General features: G+C 69.6%; 19 protein-coding genes. 7 read left to right on the forward strand and 12 right to left on the reverse strand.

Going from position 1 to position 21,817, the window contains the following annotated elements; all coding sequences use genetic code 11:
* Positions 1–80: 80 nt before the first annotated feature.
* Positions 81–1,148, reverse strand: coding sequence for a glycoside hydrolase family 43 protein (locus OG844_RS18020; RefSeq protein WP_406391510.1), 1,068 nt, complete (start codon positions 1,146–1,148; stop codon positions 81–83).
* A gap of 209 nt (positions 1,149–1,357) precedes the next feature.
* The gene (locus OG844_RS18025) at positions 1,358–2,008 is read right to left on the reverse strand and encodes a TetR/AcrR family transcriptional regulator (protein WP_406391512.1); all 651 of its coding nucleotides are present in this window, start codon (positions 2,006–2,008) and stop codon (positions 1,358–1,360) included.
* A gap of 103 nt (positions 2,009–2,111) precedes the next feature.
* On the opposite strand from OG844_RS18025, the gene OG844_RS18030 reads away from it, so the two are divergent.
* The 3 genes from OG844_RS18030 (at position 2,112) to OG844_RS18040 (ending at position 9,118) form a co-directional block, all read left to right on the forward strand.
* On the forward strand, positions 2,112–3,173 hold the full coding sequence (locus OG844_RS18030) for an oxygenase MpaB family protein (RefSeq protein ID WP_406391514.1): 1,062 nt from the start codon (positions 2,112–2,114) through the stop codon (positions 3,171–3,173).
* A 492-nt stretch (positions 3,174–3,665) separates the two neighbouring features.
* Complete coding sequence (locus tag OG844_RS18035; protein ID WP_406391516.1) at positions 3,666–6,197, forward strand: S8 family serine peptidase; 2,532 nt, start codon at positions 3,666–3,668, stop codon at positions 6,195–6,197.
* Positions 6,197–9,118, forward strand: a complete 2,922-nt coding sequence (locus OG844_RS18040) for an FG-GAP repeat domain-containing protein (RefSeq protein ID WP_406391518.1) — start codon at positions 6,197–6,199, stop codon at positions 9,116–9,118. Before OG844_RS18035 ends, OG844_RS18040 begins: the two co-directional genes overlap by 1 nt.
* A gap of 187 nt (positions 9,119–9,305) precedes the next feature.
* Here the strand turns inward: OG844_RS18040 and OG844_RS18045 are convergent, their stop codons facing one another.
* Positions 9,306–10,325, reverse strand: coding sequence for a DMT family transporter (locus tag OG844_RS18045; RefSeq protein ID WP_406391520.1), 1,020 nt, complete (start codon positions 10,323–10,325; stop codon positions 9,306–9,308).
* On the reverse strand, positions 10,322–11,140 hold the full coding sequence (locus tag OG844_RS18050; protein WP_406391522.1) for an SDR family NAD(P)-dependent oxidoreductase: 819 nt from the start codon (positions 11,138–11,140) through the stop codon (positions 10,322–10,324). Before OG844_RS18050 ends, OG844_RS18045 begins: the two co-directional genes overlap by 4 nt.
* Positions 11,141–11,301: 161 nt before the next feature.
* Between OG844_RS18050 and OG844_RS18055 the strand changes: the two genes are divergently transcribed.
* Together OG844_RS18055 and OG844_RS18060 are read left to right on the forward strand one after the other, a co-directional pair.
* Positions 11,302–11,883 carry a TetR/AcrR family transcriptional regulator gene (locus OG844_RS18055; RefSeq protein ID WP_406391524.1) on the forward strand — a complete coding sequence of 194 codons (582 nt, stop codon included), beginning with the start codon at positions 11,302–11,304 and terminating at the stop codon, positions 11,881–11,883.
* Between the two features lie 880 nt (positions 11,884–12,763).
* Positions 12,764–13,156, forward strand: a complete 393-nt coding sequence (locus OG844_RS18060; protein WP_406391526.1) for a hypothetical protein — start codon at positions 12,764–12,766, stop codon at positions 13,154–13,156.
* A gap of 129 nt (positions 13,157–13,285) precedes the next feature.
* Here the strand turns inward: OG844_RS18060 and OG844_RS18065 are convergent, their stop codons facing one another.
* The 5 genes from OG844_RS18065 to OG844_RS18085 form a co-directional block, all read right to left on the reverse strand.
* Entirely contained in the window at positions 13,286–13,639 is a 354-nt protein-coding gene (locus OG844_RS18065) for an STAS domain-containing protein (protein WP_406391528.1), read from the reverse strand.
* A complete protein-coding gene (locus OG844_RS18070; RefSeq protein WP_406391529.1) occupies positions 13,636–14,916 on the reverse strand; it encodes a PP2C family protein-serine/threonine phosphatase in 1,281 nt (426 codons plus the stop codon). Before OG844_RS18070 ends, OG844_RS18065 begins: the two co-directional genes overlap by 4 nt.
* Positions 14,916–15,848, reverse strand: coding sequence for an alpha/beta fold hydrolase (locus OG844_RS18075; RefSeq protein ID WP_406391530.1), 933 nt, complete (start codon positions 15,846–15,848; stop codon positions 14,916–14,918). Before OG844_RS18075 ends, OG844_RS18070 begins: the two co-directional genes overlap by 1 nt.
* A 317-nt stretch (positions 15,849–16,165) precedes the next feature.
* Complete coding sequence (locus OG844_RS18080) at positions 16,166–16,369, reverse strand: cold-shock protein (RefSeq protein WP_406391532.1); 204 nt, start codon at positions 16,367–16,369, stop codon at positions 16,166–16,168.
* Between the two features lie 435 nt (positions 16,370–16,804).
* Complete coding sequence (locus tag OG844_RS18085) at positions 16,805–17,140, reverse strand: MerR family transcriptional regulator (protein WP_406391534.1); 336 nt, start codon at positions 17,138–17,140, stop codon at positions 16,805–16,807.
* 1,587 nt (positions 17,141–18,727) lie between these two features.
* Between OG844_RS18085 and OG844_RS18090 the strand changes: the two genes are divergently transcribed.
* Both OG844_RS18090 and OG844_RS18095 read left to right on the forward strand, forming a co-directional pair.
* Positions 18,728–18,937: a hypothetical protein gene (locus OG844_RS18090; RefSeq protein WP_406391536.1), complete on the forward strand. Its 210-nt coding sequence runs from the start codon at positions 18,728–18,730 to the stop codon at positions 18,935–18,937.
* Entirely contained in the window at positions 18,924–19,283 is a 360-nt protein-coding gene (locus OG844_RS18095) for a hypothetical protein (RefSeq protein WP_406391537.1), read from the forward strand. The genes OG844_RS18090 and OG844_RS18095 overlap by 14 nt, the downstream gene beginning before the upstream one ends.
* Positions 19,284–19,384: 101 nt before the next feature.
* On the opposite strand, the gene OG844_RS18100 is transcribed toward OG844_RS18095, so the two are convergent.
* The 3 genes from OG844_RS18100 to OG844_RS18110 are packed head-to-tail and all read right to left on the reverse strand — an operon-like array spanning position 19,385 to position 21,689.
* A complete protein-coding gene (locus OG844_RS18100; protein ID WP_406391539.1) occupies positions 19,385–19,693 on the reverse strand; it encodes an SCO5918 family protein in 309 nt (102 codons plus the stop codon).
* A gap of 51 nt (positions 19,694–19,744) precedes the next feature.
* Positions 19,745–20,149: a CBS domain-containing protein gene (locus tag OG844_RS18105; protein ID WP_406391541.1), complete on the reverse strand. Its 405-nt coding sequence runs from the start codon at positions 20,147–20,149 to the stop codon at positions 19,745–19,747.
* 46 nt (positions 20,150–20,195) lie between these two features.
* Positions 20,196–21,689 carry a DEAD/DEAH box helicase gene (locus tag OG844_RS18110; protein WP_406391542.1) on the reverse strand — a complete coding sequence of 498 codons (1,494 nt, stop codon included), beginning with the start codon at positions 21,687–21,689 and terminating at the stop codon, positions 20,196–20,198.
* Positions 21,690–21,817: the final 128 nt, after the last annotated feature.

Here is a 21,817-nt window from a genome sequence, read left to right on the forward strand (position 1 = left end):
CGCAGCCGAATATCGGGCCGGTCGGTGCGGGGACGCCCCCTGCGGAGAGGCCCGTGCAGCCGCGCCGGCCGCCCTCCGCCCTACTCGAAGAACTTGAGGCTCCAGCCGGTGTCGGCCGTCGGACCGGGGACGTTGGCACGGCTGTAGGTCGTGTTCCCCCACCACGCGAACGTCCCGGTGTACCAGTACCTGTTCTCCCACGCGTACGGCGTCCCCTTCGGGACCGCGTGGAACATCAGCGGGAACCTCGGGCCCGCGGGCGGACTGGTGTTGATGTCGCCGTTGAGCAGGACGAAGCTGTGGTGGCCGGGGCCGTTGACGTACAGCGTCGGGTCCCAGCCGGACATCATCGTCGCGCGGTTGGAGCCGAACAGGCAGCCGTTCGACTTGTACCAGTCCCAGACGTACGTCGGGTTGCCGCCGGCCCGAAGCCGCAGGTCGGCCAGGCAGTACTGGTCGCTCCAGCTGCCGTTGGCGGAGTACACGATGTGCAACTGCCCGTTGGGGTCCTTGATGGCCTCGGGGCTCTCGTTGATGAACGGGTTGCCGACCACCCGTTCCCAGCTCTCGCGAGGCTGCGAGATGACGTACCGCGCTCCGGTCGGCGTGGTGGGACTGCTCATCCGCGCGATGTAGAGGTTCTGCTCGACGTTGGAGTCGCCGGCCCAGCCGGACCACACGAACCAGCGCTGCCCGCCGAAGGTGAACAGAGTCCCGTCGATGGCCCACTTGCCGTCGGGCAGGGCCAGTTGGCTCTCGCCGGTGTACCCGCTGTCCGGACTGGCCGAGCTGATGACGTACATCCGGTGGGCCGATCCGCGGCCGGCCGAGAAGTAGATGTAGTAGCGGCCGCCGTCCGTGACGATCTCCGGAGCCCAGACCTCACCGCGGCCTGCCGTGTCCGACCACACCTGCCGTGCGGGCGCCGAGGCCAGTGCTGCCGTCGACGACGCCTGCCGCACGGCGATGCCCCCACCGGCGGACTGCACCGATACGTAGGTGCTGCCGACCCGGATCACACTCGGGTCCGCGGCCCTGATGGTCTGTTCGGCCTGGGCGGGCTGGGCGGACGACAGGGACATGACGGCAGCCAGGACGCCGGACAGTGCAACGGCGGCGGCGCCGGAGAGAAGTCGAGAGAGCTTCATGGTCCCGTTCCAAGGTTGGCCTCCGCTGCGACAACGGGCCGGCGGGGGGATTTACATCGATGGAAGAGCGCTCTCACAGCATCGTGACTAGTCCGGGACATGTCAATGCGTTGCGCGGAGGCGGGCGTGCCGCTGTCACTTCGCCCGATGTCTCCCGGATGGCCCCATCGTCCTCAACCTCCTTCGAACAGCTAGCTCCTGACTGTCAGTCAGTCAACCGGCCACAGCGCACCGAGGGCCACTCGGATCTGCCCGGCCAGGTATTCCGGGGCGAACCTGCCAGGGTCGGTGAGTTCGATGCGGCAGAAGTGTTCCGCGCTGGCGACGAGCGCATGGGCCAGGATCTCGGGGTCGAGGTCAGGGGTGTCTTCGCGTGCGGCCCCGAGCCGGGCGATCCACGAGGCCGTTCGCTGTCGCACCCGCTCCCTGTCCGCCTCGATGCGTTCGTGGACCACCGAGGGCATGGCCGGCGGGGTCAGCAGGATGAGCCGCCAGGTGTCGGGGTCCTCGGAGAGCATCTCCACCCCGCGGCGCACCGACTCCGCGACGAACCCGGCCGGATCGCGCAGGCCGTCCCCCTGGGGAAAGACGGCGAGCAGGCGGCCGAACGCGCGCGCCTGCTGCCTGTCGAGCAGGGCACCGAGCAGGGCACCCAGGTCACCGAAAGCGCTGTAGACCACGGCCCGTGCGACACCGGCCTGCTTCGCCACGGCATCGATGGACACGCGGTCGTGCCCCGCGTCCACGATCACGGCGAGCGCCGCGTCGAGCAGCTGCTCACGGCGCTCCTCGATCGGCACCCGCGGGGCGTAGGGGCGACGTTTGCGCGGCCTGGCGTTCGGACTGCTCGTGGTCGACACCTTGGCATCTTACGACATCCGTGTCTTAATTTACGACGGCAGTGTCGTAAATACGGTCGGGCAGCCATCAGGCGTACGCAGCACGGACACGAGGAGGCGCAGCATGCCGACACGACAACGTACGGTCGAGCCGCACGAGGACTACGGGTTCTTCGGCCCCGGTTCGGTGGTGTGGAAGGTCTGGGGCTATCCCACGGCGCCGACCGTCGCTCTGCAGCGGGCTGTCGTGGTGGAGGAACTCGACCCGCCCCTGGTGGCGGCCGTGCACGGGACCCAGGACATCTACCGTCGTCCCCGCACCCGCTACGACCGGACCCTGCGCTACTTCTCGATGGTGGCTTTCGCGGGCTCACGGGACGTGTGCAAAGCAGCGGACATCCTGGTCAAGGTCCACTCCAAGGCGATAGGGAAGCTGCCCTACGGCGGCGGCGCCTACGACGCCAACGACCCCGACTCCCAGTTGTGGATCCAGCTCACGGGCTGGCACTCGATCCTCTACGCCTACGAGAAGTACGGGCCGGGAAAGCTCTCCGCGGGCGAGGAGAGGGAGTACTGGGAATCCTGCGCCGTGGCCGCGGAGTTCCAGACCTGCCCGCCCGGTGACATCCCGCGCGACCGTGCCGGCGTCCGCGCCTACTTCGAGCGGATGCGCCCGAAGATGTCCGCCAGCCCGATCGCCAAGCAGGCCATGCACCACCTGCTCAGGACGGAACTCGTCCTCCTGCCGGGGATGCCCTGGTGGGAGAAGCCCGGCGCCCTGGTCGCGGCCAGGGCGATCCGGGCCGCGACCATCGCCACTCTGCCTCACTGGATGCGCCGGATGGCCGGCATCCGGCAGTCGCGCCTGACCGACGTCCTGATCGTGCCCGCCATGAAGGCCGGCTTCGCCCTCCTGCATCTCAGCCCCCGCGCCGAACTGTCGATCCTGGAGAAGCTCTCGCCGTCCACCGTCCCGGTCGTCGCACCGGTCAAGCTCGGTATCCCCCCGCGCACCGACGAGGTAGTCACCCCCGCCGAAGCCCGTACCCGCCACGGCTACGCCAAGCCCGCCGAGGCGCATCTCGACCTGCGTGCCCGCCAGGCCGCACGCCTCTTCGGCGAAGGCAAGGAGCCCAGCGACGAGGGACTCATCGAGTCGCAGGACATCCTCGGCCGCCTCACCTGATCCGGCCCCGGAAGAGGCCCTGGTCCTGAGCCTCGGGCGGACGCTGCTCACGGTCCTGAAGGATTGGCCGCACAACGACCGGCGCGCCCTGGAGCGGCCGGGGCTCCGCGCCCCGGCCGCTCCAGGGCAGGCGCTCCTGGGCAGGTCCAGACGTGCACACGACGGCCATACCCACCCGCGAGTCCGGCCGTCGCGTCCGGCAGGCCGGATCCGCACAGGCCCGCCGGACACTGCCCCCCCCCCCCCTTCACGAGGTCCGTGCAGCCGGTCGTGCCGTCCGTCCACAGGATCCGCAGGCCCTCGTCGGCCGCGGCGTAGACCTGGTCGCCGGACGGTTCGACGGGCGCGCGCCGCCGCTTCCGGTGGCGAGGCGGTGTGGGTCGCAGGGCAGGGACCGGGCGGGTTCGGCCCGTCGGCCGATTGCCATGTAATGGCCGAGTAACGGCGGCTGCCTAATGTCCGGGCTCCCTCTACGTTCCGAAGGAGCACCCGATGTACGTGCCCCGATCGCCCCGGCGCAGACGCGCCGCGTGGGCGGCGGCCGCCCTCACCGCGACCGCGCTTCTGACCGGTGCGCTGCCCGCGGCGACCGCGGCTGCCACGCCCTCCCCGAAGATCGACTCGGCCCTGCAGAAGGCTGTGGACAGGGGTGGCGAGGCATCCTTCTTCGTCGTCCTGAAGGACCAGGCCGACCTGTCCGCCGCCAAGGCCGAGCCCGCGCACTCCAAGGCGAAGTCTGCGTACAAGGAGCTGCGCGCCAAGGCCGCCGACAGCCAGCGCTCGCTCAACGCCTTCCTCGACGAGAAGAAGGTCGGCCACCAGGACTTCTGGATAGCCAACGCCGTCTACGTCAGCGGTGACGAACGGCTCGTCGACGAGCTCGCCAAGCGCTCGGACGTGGCGAGAATCGTCAAGGAGCAGCACTACCGGCTCGACGACGTCGAGAGCGCGGACAGCAGGACCGAGGCCGCCTCCGTCACCGACGAGGCCGCCCCCGAGTGGGGCGTCAAGGACATCAAGGCCGACCAGGTCTGGTCCGAGTACGACAACCGCGGCGAGGGCATCGTCATCGCCAACGTCGACTCGGGCGTGCAGTTCGACCACCCGGACCTCGTCGGCAACTACCGTGGCAACAACGGTGACGGCAGCTTCACCCACGACTACAACTTCTACGACCCGACCGGCGAGTGCGGCACGAGCGGCCTCCCGTGCGACAACAACGGCCACGGCACCCACACCATGGGCACGATGGTCGCCGCGAACGGCATCGGCGTCGCGCCGAACGCGACGTGGATCGCCGCGAAGGGCTGCGAGACGTCCTCCTGCTCCGACGCGTCGCTGCTGTCGGCCGGCCAGTGGATCGTCGCACCGACCGACCGCAACGGTGAGAACCCGCGTCCCGACCTGGCCCCCGACATCGTCAACAACTCCTGGGGCGGCGGCAACACGACGTTCTACCAGGACATCGTCGAGGCATGGAACGCGGCCGGCATATTCGAGGCGTTCGCCGCAGGCAACGACGGCGACGGCGTGACCTGTTCCACCACGAAGGCCCCGGGTGCGCAGGCGCCCGCCTACGGCGTCGGCGCGTACGACTCGACCGGCAAGATCGCCAACTTCTCCGGCTTCGGCCCGTCGCTGGTCGACGGTTCGGCGAAGCCGAACATCTCGGCCCCCGGCGTGAACATCCGCTCGACCTGGCCGGGCAGCACGTACAAGGCCATCAACGGTACGTCGATGGCGACCCCGCACGTCGCGGGCGCCGTGGCCCTGCTGTGGTCCTCGGCTCCCGCCCTCATCGGTGACATCGACGGCACCCGCGCGCTGCTCAACGAGGGCGCGACGGACGTCGACGACACGCACTGCGGCGGCACCGCCGGTATGAACAACGTGTGGGGCGAGGGCAAGCTCGACATCCTCAGCACCGTCACCAAGGCCCCGCACACCGCGGGCACCGTGACCGGCAAGGTCACCGACAGCGCCACCGGTTCCGCCCTGTCCGGCGTCACCGTGAAGGTGAGCGGGTCCGGCACCGACCGCACCACGACCACCCACGCGGACGGCTCCTACCGGCTGACGCTGGCCGCGGGCACGTACGACATCTCGTACGGCGGGTACGGCTACGCCATGGGCTCGGTCAAGGGCCTCGAACTCGCCGCCGGCCAGGACCTCGCGCAGGACATCACGCTCGACGCCGTGCCGATGCACCCCGTGACCGGCACCGTCCTCGACGTCACCGGCAAGCCGCTCGCCAGGGCCACCGTCGAGGTCGACGGCGTCCCGGTGCGCGAGGTCACCACGGACGCCTCCGGCCGCTTCACCCTGCCGAAGGTCGCCGAGGGCTCCTACTCGCTGACCACGACGCCCACCGCCCCCGTGCTGTGCAACGGCGTGGACACCACCGCGCTCACGGTCGACGGCGACGAGTCGCTGACCGTGCGCCTGCCGGCCCGCACCGACCGGTCCGGCAACAGCTGCACGCCGGGCACGTACGCCTGGGTCAAGGGCGCCGACAAGGTCGCACTCAACGGTGACGAGGACGCGAAGAACATCGCACTGCCCTTCCCGGTGAAGCTGTACGGCGTCTCGTACTCCAGCGCCGCCGTGACCACGAACGGCATGATCAACTTCCTGGCGCCGCGCGTCGGCGACTACACCAACACGGCCCTGCCGTCGACGGCGAAGCCCGACGGCGTCGTCGCCCCGTTCTGGGACGACCTGACCCTCGACAAGAAGTCGAGCGTGCAGACGGCCACCACCGGCAAGACCGGCAGCCGTACCTTCGCGGTCGTCTGGAACAACGCCCTCTTCGCCGACGGCTCCTCGACCCGCGTCACCTTCGAGGCGGTCTTCGACGAGGCCACCGGCGCGATCACCTTCCAGTACCAGACCGTCCCGGGCAACGGTGGCACAGCCACTGTCGGCATCGAGAACCAGTCCGGCACGGATGCCCTGCAGTACTCCTTCAACCAGTCGGTGCTGACGAATGGTTCGGCCATTCGCATCGCCCAGGGAGCCAAGTGATGAGAGCCACCACTTCCCGGCGGGCCCTGCGGCTCGCCTCCGGCCTGGTCGCGGCCGGCCTCGCCCTGACGGCGGCGCCGCACGCGCTCGCCGCCGGTGACGACGACGGTTCGGCGATGAAGCTGACCAGCCGGCAGGCCGAGACCCTGGCCGAGCGTCTGCAGGTCGACGTCTACGGCGACAACCAGAAGGCCGTCGACGCCGGTGACCAGGAGGGCGACACGGCCGACAACGGTTCGTCCGACGACACGGCGGGCTCCGGTTCCGGAACCACCGCGGCGGCCCCGGTCACCTTCACCGACAAGTCCGCCCTGGAGGGCGTCCGCGGCGTCGGTGCGACCGTGCCTGCCGGCTCCGACGGCAGCTACTTCACCCTGCACAGCCTCGGCAACGTGCAGCTGCACAAGGCCGACGGCACCACGGCCTGGGCGCGCACCAACACGTCCCTGTACGCGGACTGGCAGGTCAAGCCGCTGCGGGTGTGGCAGACCGAGCCGTACCCGGCGCGCATCCAGATGGGCTACAACGCGGTCAGCCCCTTCACGGCCACCTCCGACCAGGGCTTCGACACAGCCGACCTGACCGGCGACGGCACGCCCGACGTCGTCTTCTCGGCGAGCGTCGGCAGTACGCCCTACCGGCCGTTCACCTCGCCCGGCTCCACGCTGCCCACGGGCACGTTCGTGACGGTCCTCGACGGCAGGAGCGGCAAGACGCTCTGGTCGAAGGTCTACTCGCAGGCCACCGCGGTCAAGGTCGTCGACGGCACGCTGCTCGTCGCCAACACGCCGGCGTACAACCAGAACGCCCCGGCGGCCGAGACGGCCACGCTCAGCGGGATCCGCTTCTCGTACGCCGACGGCGCGCTGACCCCGGCGTCGACGTGGACGTACGACACCCGGCAGACCGAGGGCTCCTGGGGCGCACTGGAGTCCGTCGGTGACGGCAGGCTCGCGGCCTCCTGGAACCTCCGGAAAACGGCGACGACGCCGGGCAGCAGCCGCACCCTCGTGATGGACGCGGCCGACGGGTCCGTCACCTGGCACAGCGACAGCACCCTGTACAGCCGCCAACTGCACCTGGACGCCACGCGCAACCGCCTCGTCGCCCTGGAACAGACCGACTCCACGGACGGCGTGCGCTACGAGATCGCCTCGTACGCCCTCGGCGGCGGCGCACGCGCCACCCTGGACGACCGGTCCAACGTTCTGCCGACGGCCATGACGGTCGGCGACCTGCGGGGCGACGCGAAGACCGAGTACGTGGTCGCCGAGTCCACCTTCGACCCGGGGCTCTACGTGAACGCGAGCACCGTCCGGGTCCTCGACGGCAACAGCCCGGACACCGCCCTCTGGTCGCGCACCGTCAAGCGGGATGCCGACAACGGCCATGACGGCGCCAGCACCTGGCGTCTGGACGTGACGGCAGGCCGCCTGGTCGCCTCCGCGCAGAGCGACAAGCGCATAGACACGGCCGACAACGCCGGCGGTGGCAGGCTGGCCAGGCTGACCGTGTTCGACGGCGACGGTGACGTGCGCTGGGAACACGAGGACAACTCCGCCTCGCCGATGTTCCAGCAGCTGTTCAGCGACAAGAGCGGGGCGCACATCCGTGTCGTCGATCTGGAACAGAACGTCCGCGACTTCGACCTCGGCAAGGGCACGCAGCAGCGCCTGACGCCGCTCCAGGGCGACCTGTCGTACGCCAAGGCGCTCGACGTCGACGGCGACAAGAAGCCCGACGTCGTCGCCGGCGGCACGTCGCGCGGCGTGTGGGCCTACTCCGGCGCCTCGCTGCTCGACGGCACGCCGAAGAAGCTGTGGCAGGCCACGGTCCCCGGCCAGGTGCATGCCGTCGAGACCGGCGACGTGACCGGCGACAACAACCCCGAGGTCGTTGTTGCCGCGGACACCGCGACCGTCGTCCTCGACGGCCGCACCGGCAAGGTCCTGAGCACCATCGACGGCGGCGGCGCGTACGTCCGCTCGGTCACCGTGGCCGATGTCGACGGCAAGGGCAAGGCCGAGATCCTCGTCCCGACCGACGCGCTGCGCGCCTACAAGGGCTCCGGCAAGACGATGTGGACGTACGCGGCGCCCGCGGACGCCGGCGACGTGGTCTTCTCCGACACGACGGTCGCCGACGGCCAGGTGTACGCCCAGTACACCAGTGTCGGCGCGTTGAACCTCGACGAAGCCGTGGTGGACGGTGTCGCGCTCAACGGCAGGAACGGCGCGGTCCGCTGGACGGCGGCCCCCAAGGCCCCGGCCGCGGCGGTGGACGGGAAGCTGCACGGCGCCCTGCTCGACCACGGCGTCTTCGCCTCGCCGAAGATTCCCTACGCGGACGGGCACGCGGTCGCCTACACGTGGATCGTGTCGGCCGTGCCCGACTTCAGCTCGACGGAGGCCGCGAGCGCCACTGTCATCGTGGAGATCCGGGACGGCCGCACCGGCGAGGTGCTGCACCAGAAGCAGACCGGCGGCCCTTGGTCGCACGGCAACTTCTTCACCGGTGACGACGGCGACGGCCTGCTCGCCACGAGCTTCGGCACCATCCGGGTCTTCGGCCCCGACGGCCAGGACGGCAAGGGCTCGACCTCCGCACCGCTGCGCACCACGCAGTTCATCACCGGTCCCGGCGGGCGGAAGCTGCTGGCCGGTGGCGTGGAGGGCGGCGTAGGGGCGTGGGACCCCTCGATCCTCACCAGCGGGGGCGCCTTCAGCAGCTCGCTCGGCGCAGGTAACGCCTCGGGGGGCCGCGAGTACCTCGCGGCCGACCTCGACGGGGACGGCGCGGAGGAGATGATCTCGCTCAACTTCGACCGCAGCGGATACGACCGCATGGCCCAGCAGCTGGGCTCGCGCGTCCTCAGCCCGGACAACGCCATCCACCAGATGACCACGTTCAAGCTGTCCTGACGTCATCCCGCGGTGGAACACCGCGACCCGTCCTGCGGGGGGGAGCCGGCGCAATGCCCGGCTCCCCCGCAGGACACGGGACGGCCCTCGAAGCCATCCGTCGACCCTCCGGGCTCTGCCCCGGAGGGTTCACAGCTCTTCGATTGCATGACGCTCCTCATGAACCGGCCGGGACCGGTCTTGTCGTCTACGAGGCGCTGCTGGGGGCCCGCCCGGCACGACAGCCCGAGGGCACTCGCCCGGAGTCCTGCGTCGTGCACGACTCCTCAGCTCCTTCTCGAACGGTGACGCCGCCCCGTTCGGACCGCCGGACACGACGGCCGCCCCGCCCCGCACCGCTGGTCGGCGCAGGCCGCCGCAGCCCGAAGACGACACCCGCGGCGACGAGCAGGGCGCCGGCCACGTCTGCGGGGCCCGCCTCGCCGAGCCCGAGTGCGACGGTGGTGATCAGTGCGCCCACCGGGACGAGTCCGGCGAACAGTCCGGCAAGCTCGGCGCCCAGTCGGCGCAGCGCGTCGTACCAGAGGAAGAAGGCGGTGGCTGTGACGAGTGCGCCGAGGTAGCCGAAAGCGGCCGCTTCGGTGGGGGTGGGCAGGCGCAGGGAGCTCGCGCCGTCCAGGGCGAGGCTCGCGGCCAGCAGCATGGGCACGGACAGTGCCGCCGGATAGGCGGCGACCCTCAGGGGGCCGAGCTTGGGCAGCAGAGGAAGAGCGAGCAGCGAGAAGGCGACTTCGCCGGCGAGTGCTCCCAGCGACAGGAGCACACCGTGCAGGCTGCCGCCGCCGAACCCGGCGGCGACGACAGCGCCCAGGGTCACGACAGCCGCGGCGCCGACGGTGCGGGTGGCGGGCCTGCGGCGTTGCGTCAACGGCCCGGCGAGGGCGAGGACGATGGGGATCGCTCCGACCACGGTGCCGATCATGGCGGGGCTTGCGTGCCGGGTGGCCTCGACCAGGAAGATGTTGAAGCCGGCCAGTCCGGTGGCGGCCAGCGCCGCCAGGAGCAGGAAGTCACGGGGCGTCAGGCCGGCGCGGGGTAAGCGCTGATGGCGTACGACGGCGAGCAGGATCGCTGCGGCAAGTGCGTAGCGCAACGCCTGGCCACTGAGGACGGGGTAGTCGGCGATCGTCGCGGAGACGGCCGTCGAGGTGCCGACGAGCAGCATCGCGGCGGCGGCACCCGCGGCCGGGACGGTGGAGGAACTCATGCCGCGTACTCCTTCGGCTGCGTGGCCACGCCCGAGGGGGTGAGGACCTTGCGGGTGACGCGCTCGGCGATGGCGGCGACCAGGGTGCGCGGTCGGCGCGGCAGCAGATGCGCGGCCAGGGCGTTGCCGAGGCCGGGGGTGATGTAGCCGCGGTCGCGGTCGAGTGCGCGCAGAGCCGCACGGACGACCGGCTCCGGCGTGGTCATCGAGCCGTTGACGGCCGCCTTGCGGGTGCCGATGGCGTCGAAGAAGGGGGTGTCGACCGGGCCGGGGCACAGCGTGAGCACGCGAATGCCACGGCCGCGGTACTCCTGGCGCAGGGCGAGCCCGAAGTTCAGGACGAAGCCCTTGGCCGCGCTGTAGACGGCGAAGTACGGGGAGGGCTGGAAGCCCGCGGTGGAGGCGACGTTCACGACCGCGCCCGTGCCGCGCTCCAGCATGTCCGGGAGCAGGGCGTGGGTGAGGTCGACGAGCGCGACGACGTTGACCATCAGCTGATCGTGGTCACGGTCCGCGGCAATGTCCTCGAAGCGACCGCACGTGCCGAACCCGGCGTTGTTGACCAGCAGGTCGACGCTCAGGCCACGGGCGGCGAGCCGGCCGGCGATCCGACGGGCCGCGTCGGGCTCGGCGAGGTCCTGGACCAGCACATGGGCGCGGATGCCGTGCTCCGCGGTCAGGCGCTCGGCGAGGGCGGTGAGCCTGTCCTCGGAACGCGCCACCAGGATCAGGTCGTGCCCGCGGGCGGCGAGCTGCGCGGCGAACTCCGCTCCGAGTCCGGATGAGGCACCTGTGACGAGCGCTGCACTGCGCATGGGAAGACCCCTTCAGTCGACTTCACTTGATGTCACTCGACGAGCAACCGAGACAGGAGCGTACTCGATTCCCTAGTAACTGCAACACCTTTGATGCATCTAGCAGGGAGATGGCGCATCGGTGTATCGTTTCGTGAAGCACTAGATAAGTGGGAGGCGCCATGGGTGAGACAGCGGCACGGCCGTTGCGGGCGGACGCGGAGCGCAGCGTTCGCGTGATCCTGGAGGCGGCCGAACGCGTGCTCTCCACGGATCCGAGCGCGTCGATGGAGCAGATCGCCACCGCGGCGGGAGTGGCCAGGACGACGATCCACCGGCGTTTCGCCCATCGACAGGCGCTGATCGAGGCCCTGGCCTCGTCCGCAGCCCGCCAACTCGCCCAAGCCGTTGAGGACGGCCGGCCGGACACCGCTCCCCCGCTGGTGGCACTGCACCGGATCACGGCCAATGTGCTGGAGGTGAAGGGCGCCTGGACGTTCGCCCTGGAACTTCCGGCCGATCCCGGCAGCGAAGCGGCCGCCCTCCACCAGGACATCGGCCGGCGTTGCATCACCGTGCTGGAGCGGGCCCGGGCGGAGAAGCTCATCGACGAGGCGGCCGATCTCCACTGGGTACGCCGCGTCTACTATGCGCTGCTCGGGGAGTCCCTGCACGGGAGCCCGGACGACACCGACGTCGACACCGACACCCTCGCCGCCCGCATCATCGACACCCTGCTGCACGGCGCCGGCCCGCGCGCCTGAGTCCGCCATCGCCGCACCGGGCCCACGAAGCCTCATCGGGAGCGCGACTACGCGGGCTGCCGCCCCGGGGCACCCATCGGTGAAGGACCCGCCCTGCGCGTTCGAGGAGGCCCGCAGGGCCGACCCGCATCGAACGATCGGGGGTCGGCCCAGCGGCTTCGATGGTGACCGGCCGGCGACGGCGGCGAGATCGCCGGGCGCGCAGGCGCCACCGCGTGAGACGGACACGACGCGACAGGCGGGAGCCGACGATGGACGAGCGCATGACCGGGCAAAGACCTCGCGCCGGGGGTTCGGACTCCGCCACCGAGGCGTTCGTCGCCTATCGCAACCTGCCGTTCACCGTTGCCTACGAGATGCTCGGCTACGTGGCCGAGGACGTCCTTCAGGAGTCCCGATGTCGTCCTGCTGACCGACGGCGGCGGAGTCGTTCCGGCCGCGCTGGAGCCTGTCGTGGGGCCCGACGAGGCGGCCAGGGTTCTGGGCCGGATCGCCCTGGGGCCGGGAGTCGGTCGCATGGCGCTGCGACCGACGCAGGTCAGCGGCCACCCTGCCTTGCTTCTCCGCGCGGCGACGAGATCGGCAGCGTCCTGACGGTACGCATCGAGGACGGCCGCATCATCAGCCTCTACGCCGTCCGCAACCCCGAGAAGCTGTCGCGCCTCAAGCGGTGGGCCGCTGAGTCCGGGCGGGCTTCGCCTCGCGGCGATCCACGCCAACGGGGCGGCCTGGAACGCGTTCTCGCCCTTCGGCCGTGTCGAGCGCCGCCTGCCCGAAACCGGATCAGCGGTCCGGTGGTCGCGGGCAGGTCCGGACGTCGGTCGATGGTGGTATTTTCTGCCGCCGATCGACATTGCCCACGACACCTCAGGGGAACCCGATGACCACTCCACCGCCGCCCGGTCTGAACCCGTACAGACAACCCGCCGTGCCGGTCCCCGCCCGCCGCTCGAGCGTCAAACGCGTCCTCAGGGGAGTCGTCACCGTCGTCGTGGCCGGCGTCGTCGTGTACGGCGGCTACACCACCTGGTTCGGGGGCGCGGCGACCGCCGACGCGGGTGACTGCCTGCACGCCGGCAACGCGTCGGCCACCGCGGTGATATCCGTCGGCGATCCCGAGTTCGAGATCGTGGACTGCGGCAGCTCCGAAGCCCAGTTCAAGGTCGCCGGCCGCACCTCCGGCACGGACGGAACCTGCGACAGCCAGTACCAGCGCTACACCCAGGGCGGCGCGGGCCGGGACTTCACCCTCTGCCTCGAACGCCTCAAGTGAACCCTCGCACAACGGATTGAATGTTCCCGGCGCCGCCGGTGCCGGGAACCCCAACGGCACCGCGCCGTCCGTCGTCAGGTGCCGCTAGCCGACCGGGCGTCAGTGACGCTCCGTCACAGCCAGAGGACGTCACTGCGCCGGATGCTCACCGAACTGGAGCCCGTCCCGGACATCGACGAAGGTGAAGACTCGGTCCAGGCCGACGATACGCAGGATCCGGGCGGTGTTGGCCGGGACAGCGGTCAGGGCCATGTCGCCGCTCTGTTCCGTAGCCAGGTTGCGCGCCGCCAGCAAGGCGGTGATGCCGCTGGAGTCCATGAATTCCAGGCCGGTCAGGTCCAGGACCAGCAGTTGGCCGCCGGCCAGGGTGAGGTGGTCCACGACCTGACGGAGTTCTGGTGCCGTCCCGTGGTCGAGGTCACCGGTGATCTCCAGTACCGGACCGGTGGCTGCGTGTTGGACGGTGATCGTCAGCCGGCTCATGTCAGGTCTTTACTCGTGGGGTGGGGAAGCCGGGCGGGCACGCCGAGGGCGAGCAGCGCGGTGTCGTCGTCGAGTCCGTCGCCGAAGTCGGCGAGGAGCCCGGTCAGAGCGGTGACGAGGGCCTGGGGCCCGGTGGCGGACTGTTCGGCCGCGAAGGTGCGCAGGGCGTCATCGCCGAAGAGCTCACGTTCGGGCCCGGTGCGGGCTTCGGTCAGGCCGTCGGTGTAGAGCAGCAGGGTGTCGCCGGGCAGGAGCCGGGTCCGGGCAGGTGTGAACTGCGCCTCGGGCAGGACGCCGATGAGCATGCCACCGGGGGTGGGCAGGTAGTGCGCGGTTCCGTCGGCGCGTTGGATCAGCGCGGAGGGGTGGCCACCGGAGGCCAGGTGCACACTGACCTGGTCGTCACCCGGGTGCAGGACGCCGAATATCGCGGTGCAGTAGCGGGTGTCCCCGCTGGTGTACCGCTCGTGCAGCACCGTGTTCAGGGTGGTCAGAACCGTAACGGGGTCCGGATCGTGGAGGGCCGCCGCCCGAAGCGTGTAGCGGGTCAGTGAGGTGACCGCGGCAGCCTGAGGGCCCTTGCCGCACACGTCGCCGAGGAAGAACGCCCACCGGTCCGCGTCGAGGGGAAACAGGTCGTAGAAGTCTCCGCCGAGGAGTTCCGGAGAGGCGGTGTGATAGTAGGAGCCGGCTTCCAGGCCCGGAACCGTGGGCAGTTCGGCGGGCAGCAGGCTCTGCTGCAGCACGGCGAGGGCTTCCTGGAGTCGTTCACGGTCGGCCTCGGCCTGCCGACGCGCCGCTTCAGCCTCCTGACGTCCGCGCAGCAGCTCGGTCTCGTAGGCGCGGCGGTCACGGGCATCGAAGACCGTGGTGCGGACGAGCATCGGTCCGCCGTCGTCGCCGGTCTTCACCTTCGAGGTGACGAGCACCGGCATTCGCTGCCCGTCAGCGGTTTTGATGTCCAGGGCGATGCCGCTGACCTCGCCGTTCATCTGCAACAGCGGGGCGAAGTGCGTCTCGTGGTAGAGCTTGCCGCCCACGGTGAGCAGATCGGCGAACCGCATCCGGCCCACCACCTGCTGCCGTGACAGGCCCAGCCACTCCAGAAGGGTGGTGTTGATCTTCGCGATGGTGCCGTCCATCAGCGTTGACAGGTAGCCGCAGGGAGCCTGCTCGTACAGCTCCTCCGCGCTGTCCTCCAGCAGGGACGTAAAGGCGGCCACGTCGGTGACTTCCCTCTCTTGCTCCCTGTAGGGACGCTGATCGCTGCGGCGCATCAGCGGGGCACCGCCAGGAAGTCGGCGATCGCCACCGCAGTGGCCTGCGGTGCGCTCAGTTGCGGGCAGTGCCCCGTCGCCTCGAGCGTGACCAGGCGACTTCCCGGGATCGCGTCGTTGACGTAGGCACCGACCTCGCGGGGGGCAATCACGTCGTGCTTGCATTCCAGCACCAGCGTCGGCACCGTGACCGTCTTGAGCTCTTCGCGGCTGTCGGAGAGGAACGTCGTGCGGGCGAAGATCCGAGCCATGTCCGGGTCGGTCGCGCAGAACGAGGAATTCAGCTCCTGGCCGAGTTCAGGCCGGTCCTGATTACCCATGATCACGGGAGCCATCGCCGCCGACCAGCCCAGGTAGTTCGACTCCAACGACTCGAGCAGCTCACCGATGTCGTCCGCGCCGAACCCGCCCCGGTACCCGTCCTCATCGATGTAGCGGGGCGACGGAGCCACCATCACCAGGCGGGAGAACCGCTGGGGTTCCCTGGCCGCCGCGAGAACCCCGACCATGGCACTGACCGAATGTCCGACGAAGATCACATCCCGCAGGTCCAACTCCTCGCAGACATCCAACACATCCGAGGCGTAGCCCTCCAGTGAGCTGTAGCGCCGCTCGTTCCAGGCCGAAGGGTCCGAGCGGCCGGAGCCCACGTAGTCGAAGAGCACCAACCGGAAGTCCCCTGCCAGCAGGGGAACCACCAGGCGCCACATGTTCTGATCACAGCCGAACCCGTGGGCCAGCAGGAGCACCGGCCCGTCGACACGGCCGGTGACGGTGATGTTGTTCCTGCGACGGATATCCGTGCCCACCGGCTTCCCCTCACCCGGGGCATGCGATTCGCGGCTACCCAGGCCCGAACCGGCGTTGGAGCCGAACGCGGGGCCGCTGGTCCGGCTGCGGGAAGAGTGGTCGTCCGTAGGTTCAGGGTTCATTCAAAACCTTCCTTGATAGGGCGCGTATCAAAGAATTCCCGCCCCGCAAGGCGGTGCAGGGAGAATAACGAGCCGAATGGAATGCGAAAGAAAATCTGGCCTGCGGCGAATCCGGATGCGAATGCAGGCGATGGAAATCAACAGCGTCACGCGGACGCGAAATCCGGGACTCCAGCAGGCGCAGCTCGGGGGTAGCACCCCTGAATAATCCCTGAGGGCGATGGCATTCCCACACGTGAGTCCACCAAGAGAGGCATTTGCAGCGCTGGCCCGCACCCTTCGGGGTGCGGGCCAGGGCTGCGGAGTGCGCGTCGACGTCAGACGGGAACGATGTTCTCGGCCGTCGGGCCCTTCTGGCTCGGCACGATGTCGAAGGTGACCTTCTGGCCTTCGAGCAATTCGCGGAAGCCCTCGGCGGCGATGTTCGAGAAGTGGGCGAACACGTCGGCACCGCCACCATCCTCCTCGATGAAGCCGAAACCCTTTGCCGCGTTGAACCACTTCACAGTGCCGGACGCCATGTCATATCTCCTTCGGAGGCAGTAAGCCGGGACCCGCAGTACGCGGATACCGGGTCGCCGCGATGACGCCCCTCCCGGAATGACCGGAAATACAAAAACGCTTCCAACGGCTGAAGTACCGTTGGAGGCGCTTGAAGTTCGGGAACCATGACTGCAACTGCGATCGACAGTAGCATGCCATAGCGTCCGTCATAAGTTACACAATTACATTCTGCTCGTTGCAGTAAAAACGCTCCCGGCGCGGCACGTTAAACCCTCACCTCGCGGTCGCAACTATCAATCCACCCGGAGCACAACGTTTCGCGAGGCGAAACACACGCGCCCAAGACGTGGGCGGGGGCCTTCCGCACCATGACAGCCGAGGCAGAGGACAGAGCCTCCGCAACGTCGCGCCGACACGTGCGGGAGGAGCCACCGGAACCCGGGCGCACCGCCTCAGCTCACGGGCGGAACGGACGGTCCGGCGGCGCGGCGGTGTTCGGCGTTGATGCGCTGGGCTTCTTCGAGCTGGTCTTCGAGGATGACGATGCGGCAGGCGGCCTCGATGGGGGTGCCCTGGTCGACGAGTTCCCGGGCTCGGGCGGCGATGCGCAGCTGGTATCGGGAGTAGCGGCGGTGGCCGCCCGCGGAGCGGAGCGGGGTGATCAGGCGGGCCTCTCCGATGGCGCGGAGGAATCCCTGGGTGGTGCCGAGCATCTCAGCGGCCCGGCCCATGGTGTAGGCGGGGTAGTCGTCGTCATCGAGACGACCGAACGAATCATTTACTGTCATTTGCACCTCTCTGCGGAACGCGTGGAGGGGCCCTGGTGCCGTACTGGCACCAGGGCCCCGAAGGAACTACTACACCATCCGCCGACCCTGATACTGCGCCGGCCCTCTGTTTCCGCAGACCCGACCGAGATGCTGTCGGGAACGCGGGGATCGCGGTTGCTTGACCGGAGACCACCTCACTATCGATGTCCTGCGGTACCCGGGCCCAGTCACTCCGCCCGGGCGATCCTGATGGCGCCTGGCTCCTCCGTTCTTCCCTCTGGGATCAACCACTTACCTACTGCTGGTACTTCCCTCTTGTACTGCTGGTGACCTGATCAAGCGCCACTCTTCGACAGCCAGCCCCGTCGCCCGTCCTGCGTCTGCTCCGGCTTGGAACCCCACTGCCGAACCTCCCGGCACGCGCGCCCGCAGCCGACGCCTTCACCGAGGAACTACCCACCACCGCACTGCTGGTCCTGTGAACCGCAGGTACGGGTACTGCCACTGCGGTACTGCTCTCGGCGGCCCCTGATCACTGCGGGCCACCCGGTCCGGTCGTCAGTCCCGTCGCCGTCCTGCAACAGCCCTGGCTCCGAAACTCCACCACCGCACCGTCCTGCGCACTGCAACTACCTGTGCTGCCTGGCAGTTCATCTCTGCCGGGCCTTGCTCGATCTCGGCTACGAGAGAAACCATAGCCACCCCACCACCCAATGTCTACTCCAGCGGACATAGATTTCTACGCACCCGAAGATGAGGTAATCCACCTCGACCGGTCTACGGACGGTCCAAGCAGCTCCGAAGCCCAGTCCGGCGCCCGGAGTGACCACAGCCGCGCAGCACGTCGGGCCGAGCCTGACGCCGCCGGCCATGCTGCGGCGGGCACCGGCCGACACCGGGCATCTCGTCACGGCCACCACCGACCGGGATGCGTGTTTCCGGCCGCAACACCCCACAGGTCGGCCGTTGACGGGCGTGGCACAAGGACCCGTGCCGCCCTCGACGCTCCCGGCCCGTTGATCGAGCACCGGGGAAGCGTGCGCGCAGGTGCCATGGTCCGCGGACTGGCGCTCCTGCTTCCGTTTCAGCGCCTTGTCGAGGATCTGTCCACTCGTCCCGCGGTCGCTCTCGTGCTCGCCCGGCCGGTGGCATCAGCGTGGATGGGCCGCATGCTCCGATCGTCGCGAGCCCACGACTCGGGCAGGCCGGGGACCGGCATGGCGCCACGGGCGCGCGCCGGCGTGCGGCCACGCGTCGATTGTGGTCCTCATTTCCCTACGGCAGGCACTGCGGCTCTGCCGGGTTGGCCGGGCGGAGGAACGGGACACAAGGGTCGGGGAGGCGGCCGGGCACGGACGATCCACGGACCGGGGTGGCCCCGGTGAACATGATGACCGTCGACGCCACAACCGTCCGTTCTACGGGAGCCGTTGCCGACGCGCGTGATGCGGATCGGGCCTTCCTCGAAGGCTTGCGGCAGCCGATCATGGCCCGGACGCGGCACATATCGTGTTCCTGGCCGCGTCAGAGCTCGTCACCAACTCCCTGCATCACGGAGAGGTCACCTGCACCCTGGACCGACCGCGCACCCCGAGACCATGTGAGGTGACCGACCGCGCACCCGACCGGCATGCAGCGCTCAACGGCGGCACCGAGGGCTTCGGCCGGCCGGTGGTCAACAGTCTCGCCCGCGCCACCGCGGTCACCTGCCGGGCCTCCGGCGGCAAGACCGTGATCGCCCGTCCTGCCCGGTGGCGCGACCGCCCGAGCAGCCGGACACCACGTGAATATAATCTGCCTCATGTCGAAGCCTGACGAACTGCTCGTTGCCATCGCCGCCCTGGTGGAGTCCGGGCAGAGCAACCAGATGTCCCTGACCGTGGTCGCCGGTGGTGCTGTCATCACCGGCCGACTGGCTCCCGAAGCAGTGTGGAGCCGGCGCGTCTCGGAGGTCCTGACAGATTCCGACCACCTGAGGGAGTTCTCCGCCATCTTCGACACCTCCGCGAAGAAGGACGTGCCGCCTACACATCTGCACTTCCACGTGGCCCGGATCCTGCAGGGCACGGTGGGCATCCCTGAGACGGGCGGGATGTACCGGGTGGCGATCGAGGATGTCAGCTCATGGACCGTGGGCGACGTCAGCTACTCCACCCTCTGAGCAGCCACCACGGCAGGAACCCCTCGCACGCAGTATGAGCCCGACCGGCGCACCGGTAGGGCCCACTGCCGTTCAGGTCTCGGCTCCCACCTGTTCCTCGTTCAGACGGAGGCGGGGGTGCCGAGCATCGCGGAAGCCTGCTGGAGCGGGCTGAGGATGCGAGCGGGTGCGGGTGCGGGAAGGGTGCGGCAGGTGAAGCCGAGCTTGGTCATGGCCCGGAAGACTTCGGCGGCGCTGAAGTCGCGTCGGTCCTGACGGGTGATGACCTGGCCAACTTGCTTGACGGGGTAGTGGCGGCGGCCGATGGTCACGGATTCACCGGTGTCCCGTTCGGGCTTGATGCCCTTCATCGATTCCAGCACGCCGTTCCTGGTGAGATCGAACGGGAAGCGGGCGATGACGCAGCGCATGAGGCCTCACAAGGAGAAGGAAAGAACGGTCCGACCAGGGGTGAAACCGGGTCAGCGGGAGAGGGCGAGGACGCCCAGGGCGCTGCCTTGCTCGTCGGCCACCGGCAGAGCACCGAGCCGGAGGTGGCGCATCGCGTGCTCGGCTTCGGCCGCACCGGTCACGGGTGAGGTGATCGATCCGTGGTCGCCGAGAATGTCTCGCAGGCGGACCCGGTCGGTGTAGGCGGAGCTGTCCCGGACAACGGCGAGTTCCGCACGGGTGACCAGGCCGGTGCGCTGGCCGTCCTGGTCGCAGACGACCAGTCGGCCCGTTCGTGCGGCGGCCATGACGGCCAGCGCCACCTCGACGCTCATGTCGTCGCAGACCTGCGGCCCAGCAGCGTCCATAGCCCTGACCACCGGCCGGTGCGCGGGGTTGGCGCCCGCCGGGCGGGGCTGTGCCTGAATCAGCGTCAAAAGGTGCCTCCTGCAGAAGTGGGTCAGCTTCCTGATCACGAACGTTCTAGGCTGCCGCGCCCACCACGGACTGGCGCACGGGAGTGCGCCGGGTCGCCGAAGCGGGGCGTCGCCGGCCTCGGGAGGAGGCGCTGCGCTTCTGACGTTCGGCCACCGGCGCGGTGATGACGACCGGAACGCCGGAGGGGGCCTGGGCGCCGGTGATCCGGCTCAGGGCCTCGTCGCCCGAGTGGATCTGGGTGGTCTGCGGCCGGATCCCGGCGTCCGACATGAGACGGACCATGTCGCGGCGCTGGTTCGGTGTGACGAGGGTGACGACACTGCCGGACTCGCCGGCGCGGGCCGTACGGCCACCGCGGTGGAGGTAGTCCTTGTGGTCGGTCGGCGGGTCGACGTTGACCACGAGGTCGAGGTTGTCGACATGGATGCCACGCGCCGCCACATTGGTCGCCACCAGCACGCTGACGTGCCCGGTCTTGAACTGCGCCAGCGTGCGGGTGCGCTGCGGCTGTGACTTGCCGCCATGCAGCGCCGCTGCCCGGACCCCGCTGTTGAGCAGATCCTGGGTCAGCCGGTCCACTGCACGCTTGGTGTCCAGGAACATGATCACGCGACCGTCGCGGGCGGCAATCTCGGTCGTGGCAGCGTGCTTGTCGGCCCCGTGGACGTGCAGGACGTGGTGCTCCATCGTCGTGACCGCACCCGCCGACGGGTCGACCGAGTGCACGACGGGGTCCGTCAGATAGCGGCGCACCAGCAGGTCGACGTTTCGGTCCAGCGTGGCGGAGAACAGCATCCTCTGCCCCTCCGGACGGACCTGGTCGAGCAGCGCGGTGACCTGCGGCATGAAACCCATGTCAGCCATCTGGTCGGCCTCGTCCAGGACTGTGATGCCCACCTGGTTCAGCCGGCAGTCGCCACGGTCGATGAGGTCCTTGAGCCGGCCCGGGGTCGCGACGACGACCTCGACCCCACCGCGCAGCGCGCCGGCCTGCTTGCCGATCGACATCCCGCCCACGACCGTCGCCAGCCGCAGCCTGACGGAACGGGCGTACGGAGTGAGCGCGTCCGTCACCTGCTGGGCCAGCTCACGCGTCGGTACGAGGATCAGCCCCAGGGGCTGGCGGGGCTCGGCACGCTGTCCAGCGGTGCGGGCCAGCAGGGCGAGACCGAAGGCGAGGGTCTTGCCGGAACCGGTGCGCCCCCGGCCCAGGACGTCACGGCCCGCCAGGGAGTTCGGCAGCGTCGCACCCTGGATCGGGAACGGTGCCGTCACGCCCTGCTTGCCGAGTTCGGCCAGTAGCTGCTCGGGCATGCCAAGATCGGCGAAGCCCTCGACGGCGGGCAGCGCGGGGGTGATCGTCCTCGGGAGCGCGAACTCACCTTGCACTGCGGCGGCCCGGCGCCCGTAACCGCCGGGACGGGCCGGCCCGCCGGAACGGCGCGGCGCCTGCGAACCGAAGCGGCCGCCTCCCATGCCGGCGGCGGCACTGCCACCACGGGTGCGGGCGGAGCGGTCGTTGGTACGTGTGCGGTTCATGCGGAACCTTCCTCGATGTGGCGCATATCAAGGAATTCCCGCAGCAATGAGCGGCACAGGGAATTACAAGTATGGACCGGTGGTAAAAAAAGCAGATCCGGCCGGCGGAAATCCACGCAGGCGCAGGT

It is taken from the genome of Streptomyces sp. NBC_00887 (assembly GCF_045207585.1).

Coding starts and splice junctions, on each gene's coding strand:
- OG844_RS18020 (WP_406391510.1), bottom strand. CDS start 1,148: ATGAAGCTCTCTCGACTTCTCTCCGGCGCCGCCGCCGTTGCACTGTCC.
- OG844_RS18030 (WP_406391514.1), top strand. CDS start 2,112: ATGCCGACACGACAACGTACGGTCGAGCCGCACGAGGACTACGGGTTC.
- OG844_RS18035 (WP_406391516.1), top strand. CDS start 3,666: ATGTACGTGCCCCGATCGCCCCGGCGCAGACGCGCCGCGTGGGCGGCG.
- OG844_RS18040 (WP_406391518.1), top strand. CDS start 6,197: ATGAGAGCCACCACTTCCCGGCGGGCCCTGCGGCTCGCCTCCGGCCTG.
- OG844_RS18045 (WP_406391520.1), bottom strand. CDS start 10,325: ATGAGTTCCTCCACCGTCCCGGCCGCGGGTGCCGCCGCCGCGATGCTG.
- OG844_RS18050 (WP_406391522.1), bottom strand. CDS start 11,140: ATGCGCAGTGCAGCGCTCGTCACAGGTGCCTCATCCGGACTCGGAGCG.
- OG844_RS18055 (WP_406391524.1), top strand. CDS start 11,302: ATGGGTGAGACAGCGGCACGGCCGTTGCGGGCGGACGCGGAGCGCAGC.
- OG844_RS18060 (WP_406391526.1), top strand. CDS start 12,764: ATGACCACTCCACCGCCGCCCGGTCTGAACCCGTACAGACAACCCGCC.
- OG844_RS18065 (WP_406391528.1), bottom strand. CDS start 13,639: ATGAGCCGGCTGACGATCACCGTCCAACACGCAGCCACCGGTCCGGTA.
- OG844_RS18070 (WP_406391529.1), bottom strand. CDS start 14,916: ATGCGCCGCAGCGATCAGCGTCCCTACAGGGAGCAAGAGAGGGAAGTC.
- OG844_RS18075 (WP_406391530.1), bottom strand. CDS start 15,848: ATGAACCCTGAACCTACGGACGACCACTCTTCCCGCAGCCGGACCAGC.
- OG844_RS18080 (WP_406391532.1), bottom strand. CDS start 16,369: ATGGCGTCCGGCACTGTGAAGTGGTTCAACGCGGCAAAGGGTTTCGGC.
- OG844_RS18085 (WP_406391534.1), bottom strand. CDS start 17,140: ATGACAGTAAATGATTCGTTCGGTCGTCTCGATGACGACGACTACCCC.
- OG844_RS18095 (WP_406391537.1), top strand. CDS start 18,924: ATGTCGAAGCCTGACGAACTGCTCGTTGCCATCGCCGCCCTGGTGGAG.
- OG844_RS18100 (WP_406391539.1), bottom strand. CDS start 19,693: ATGCGCTGCGTCATCGCCCGCTTCCCGTTCGATCTCACCAGGAACGGC.
- OG844_RS18110 (WP_406391542.1), bottom strand. CDS start 21,689: ATGAACCGCACACGTACCAACGACCGCTCCGCCCGCACCCGTGGTGGC.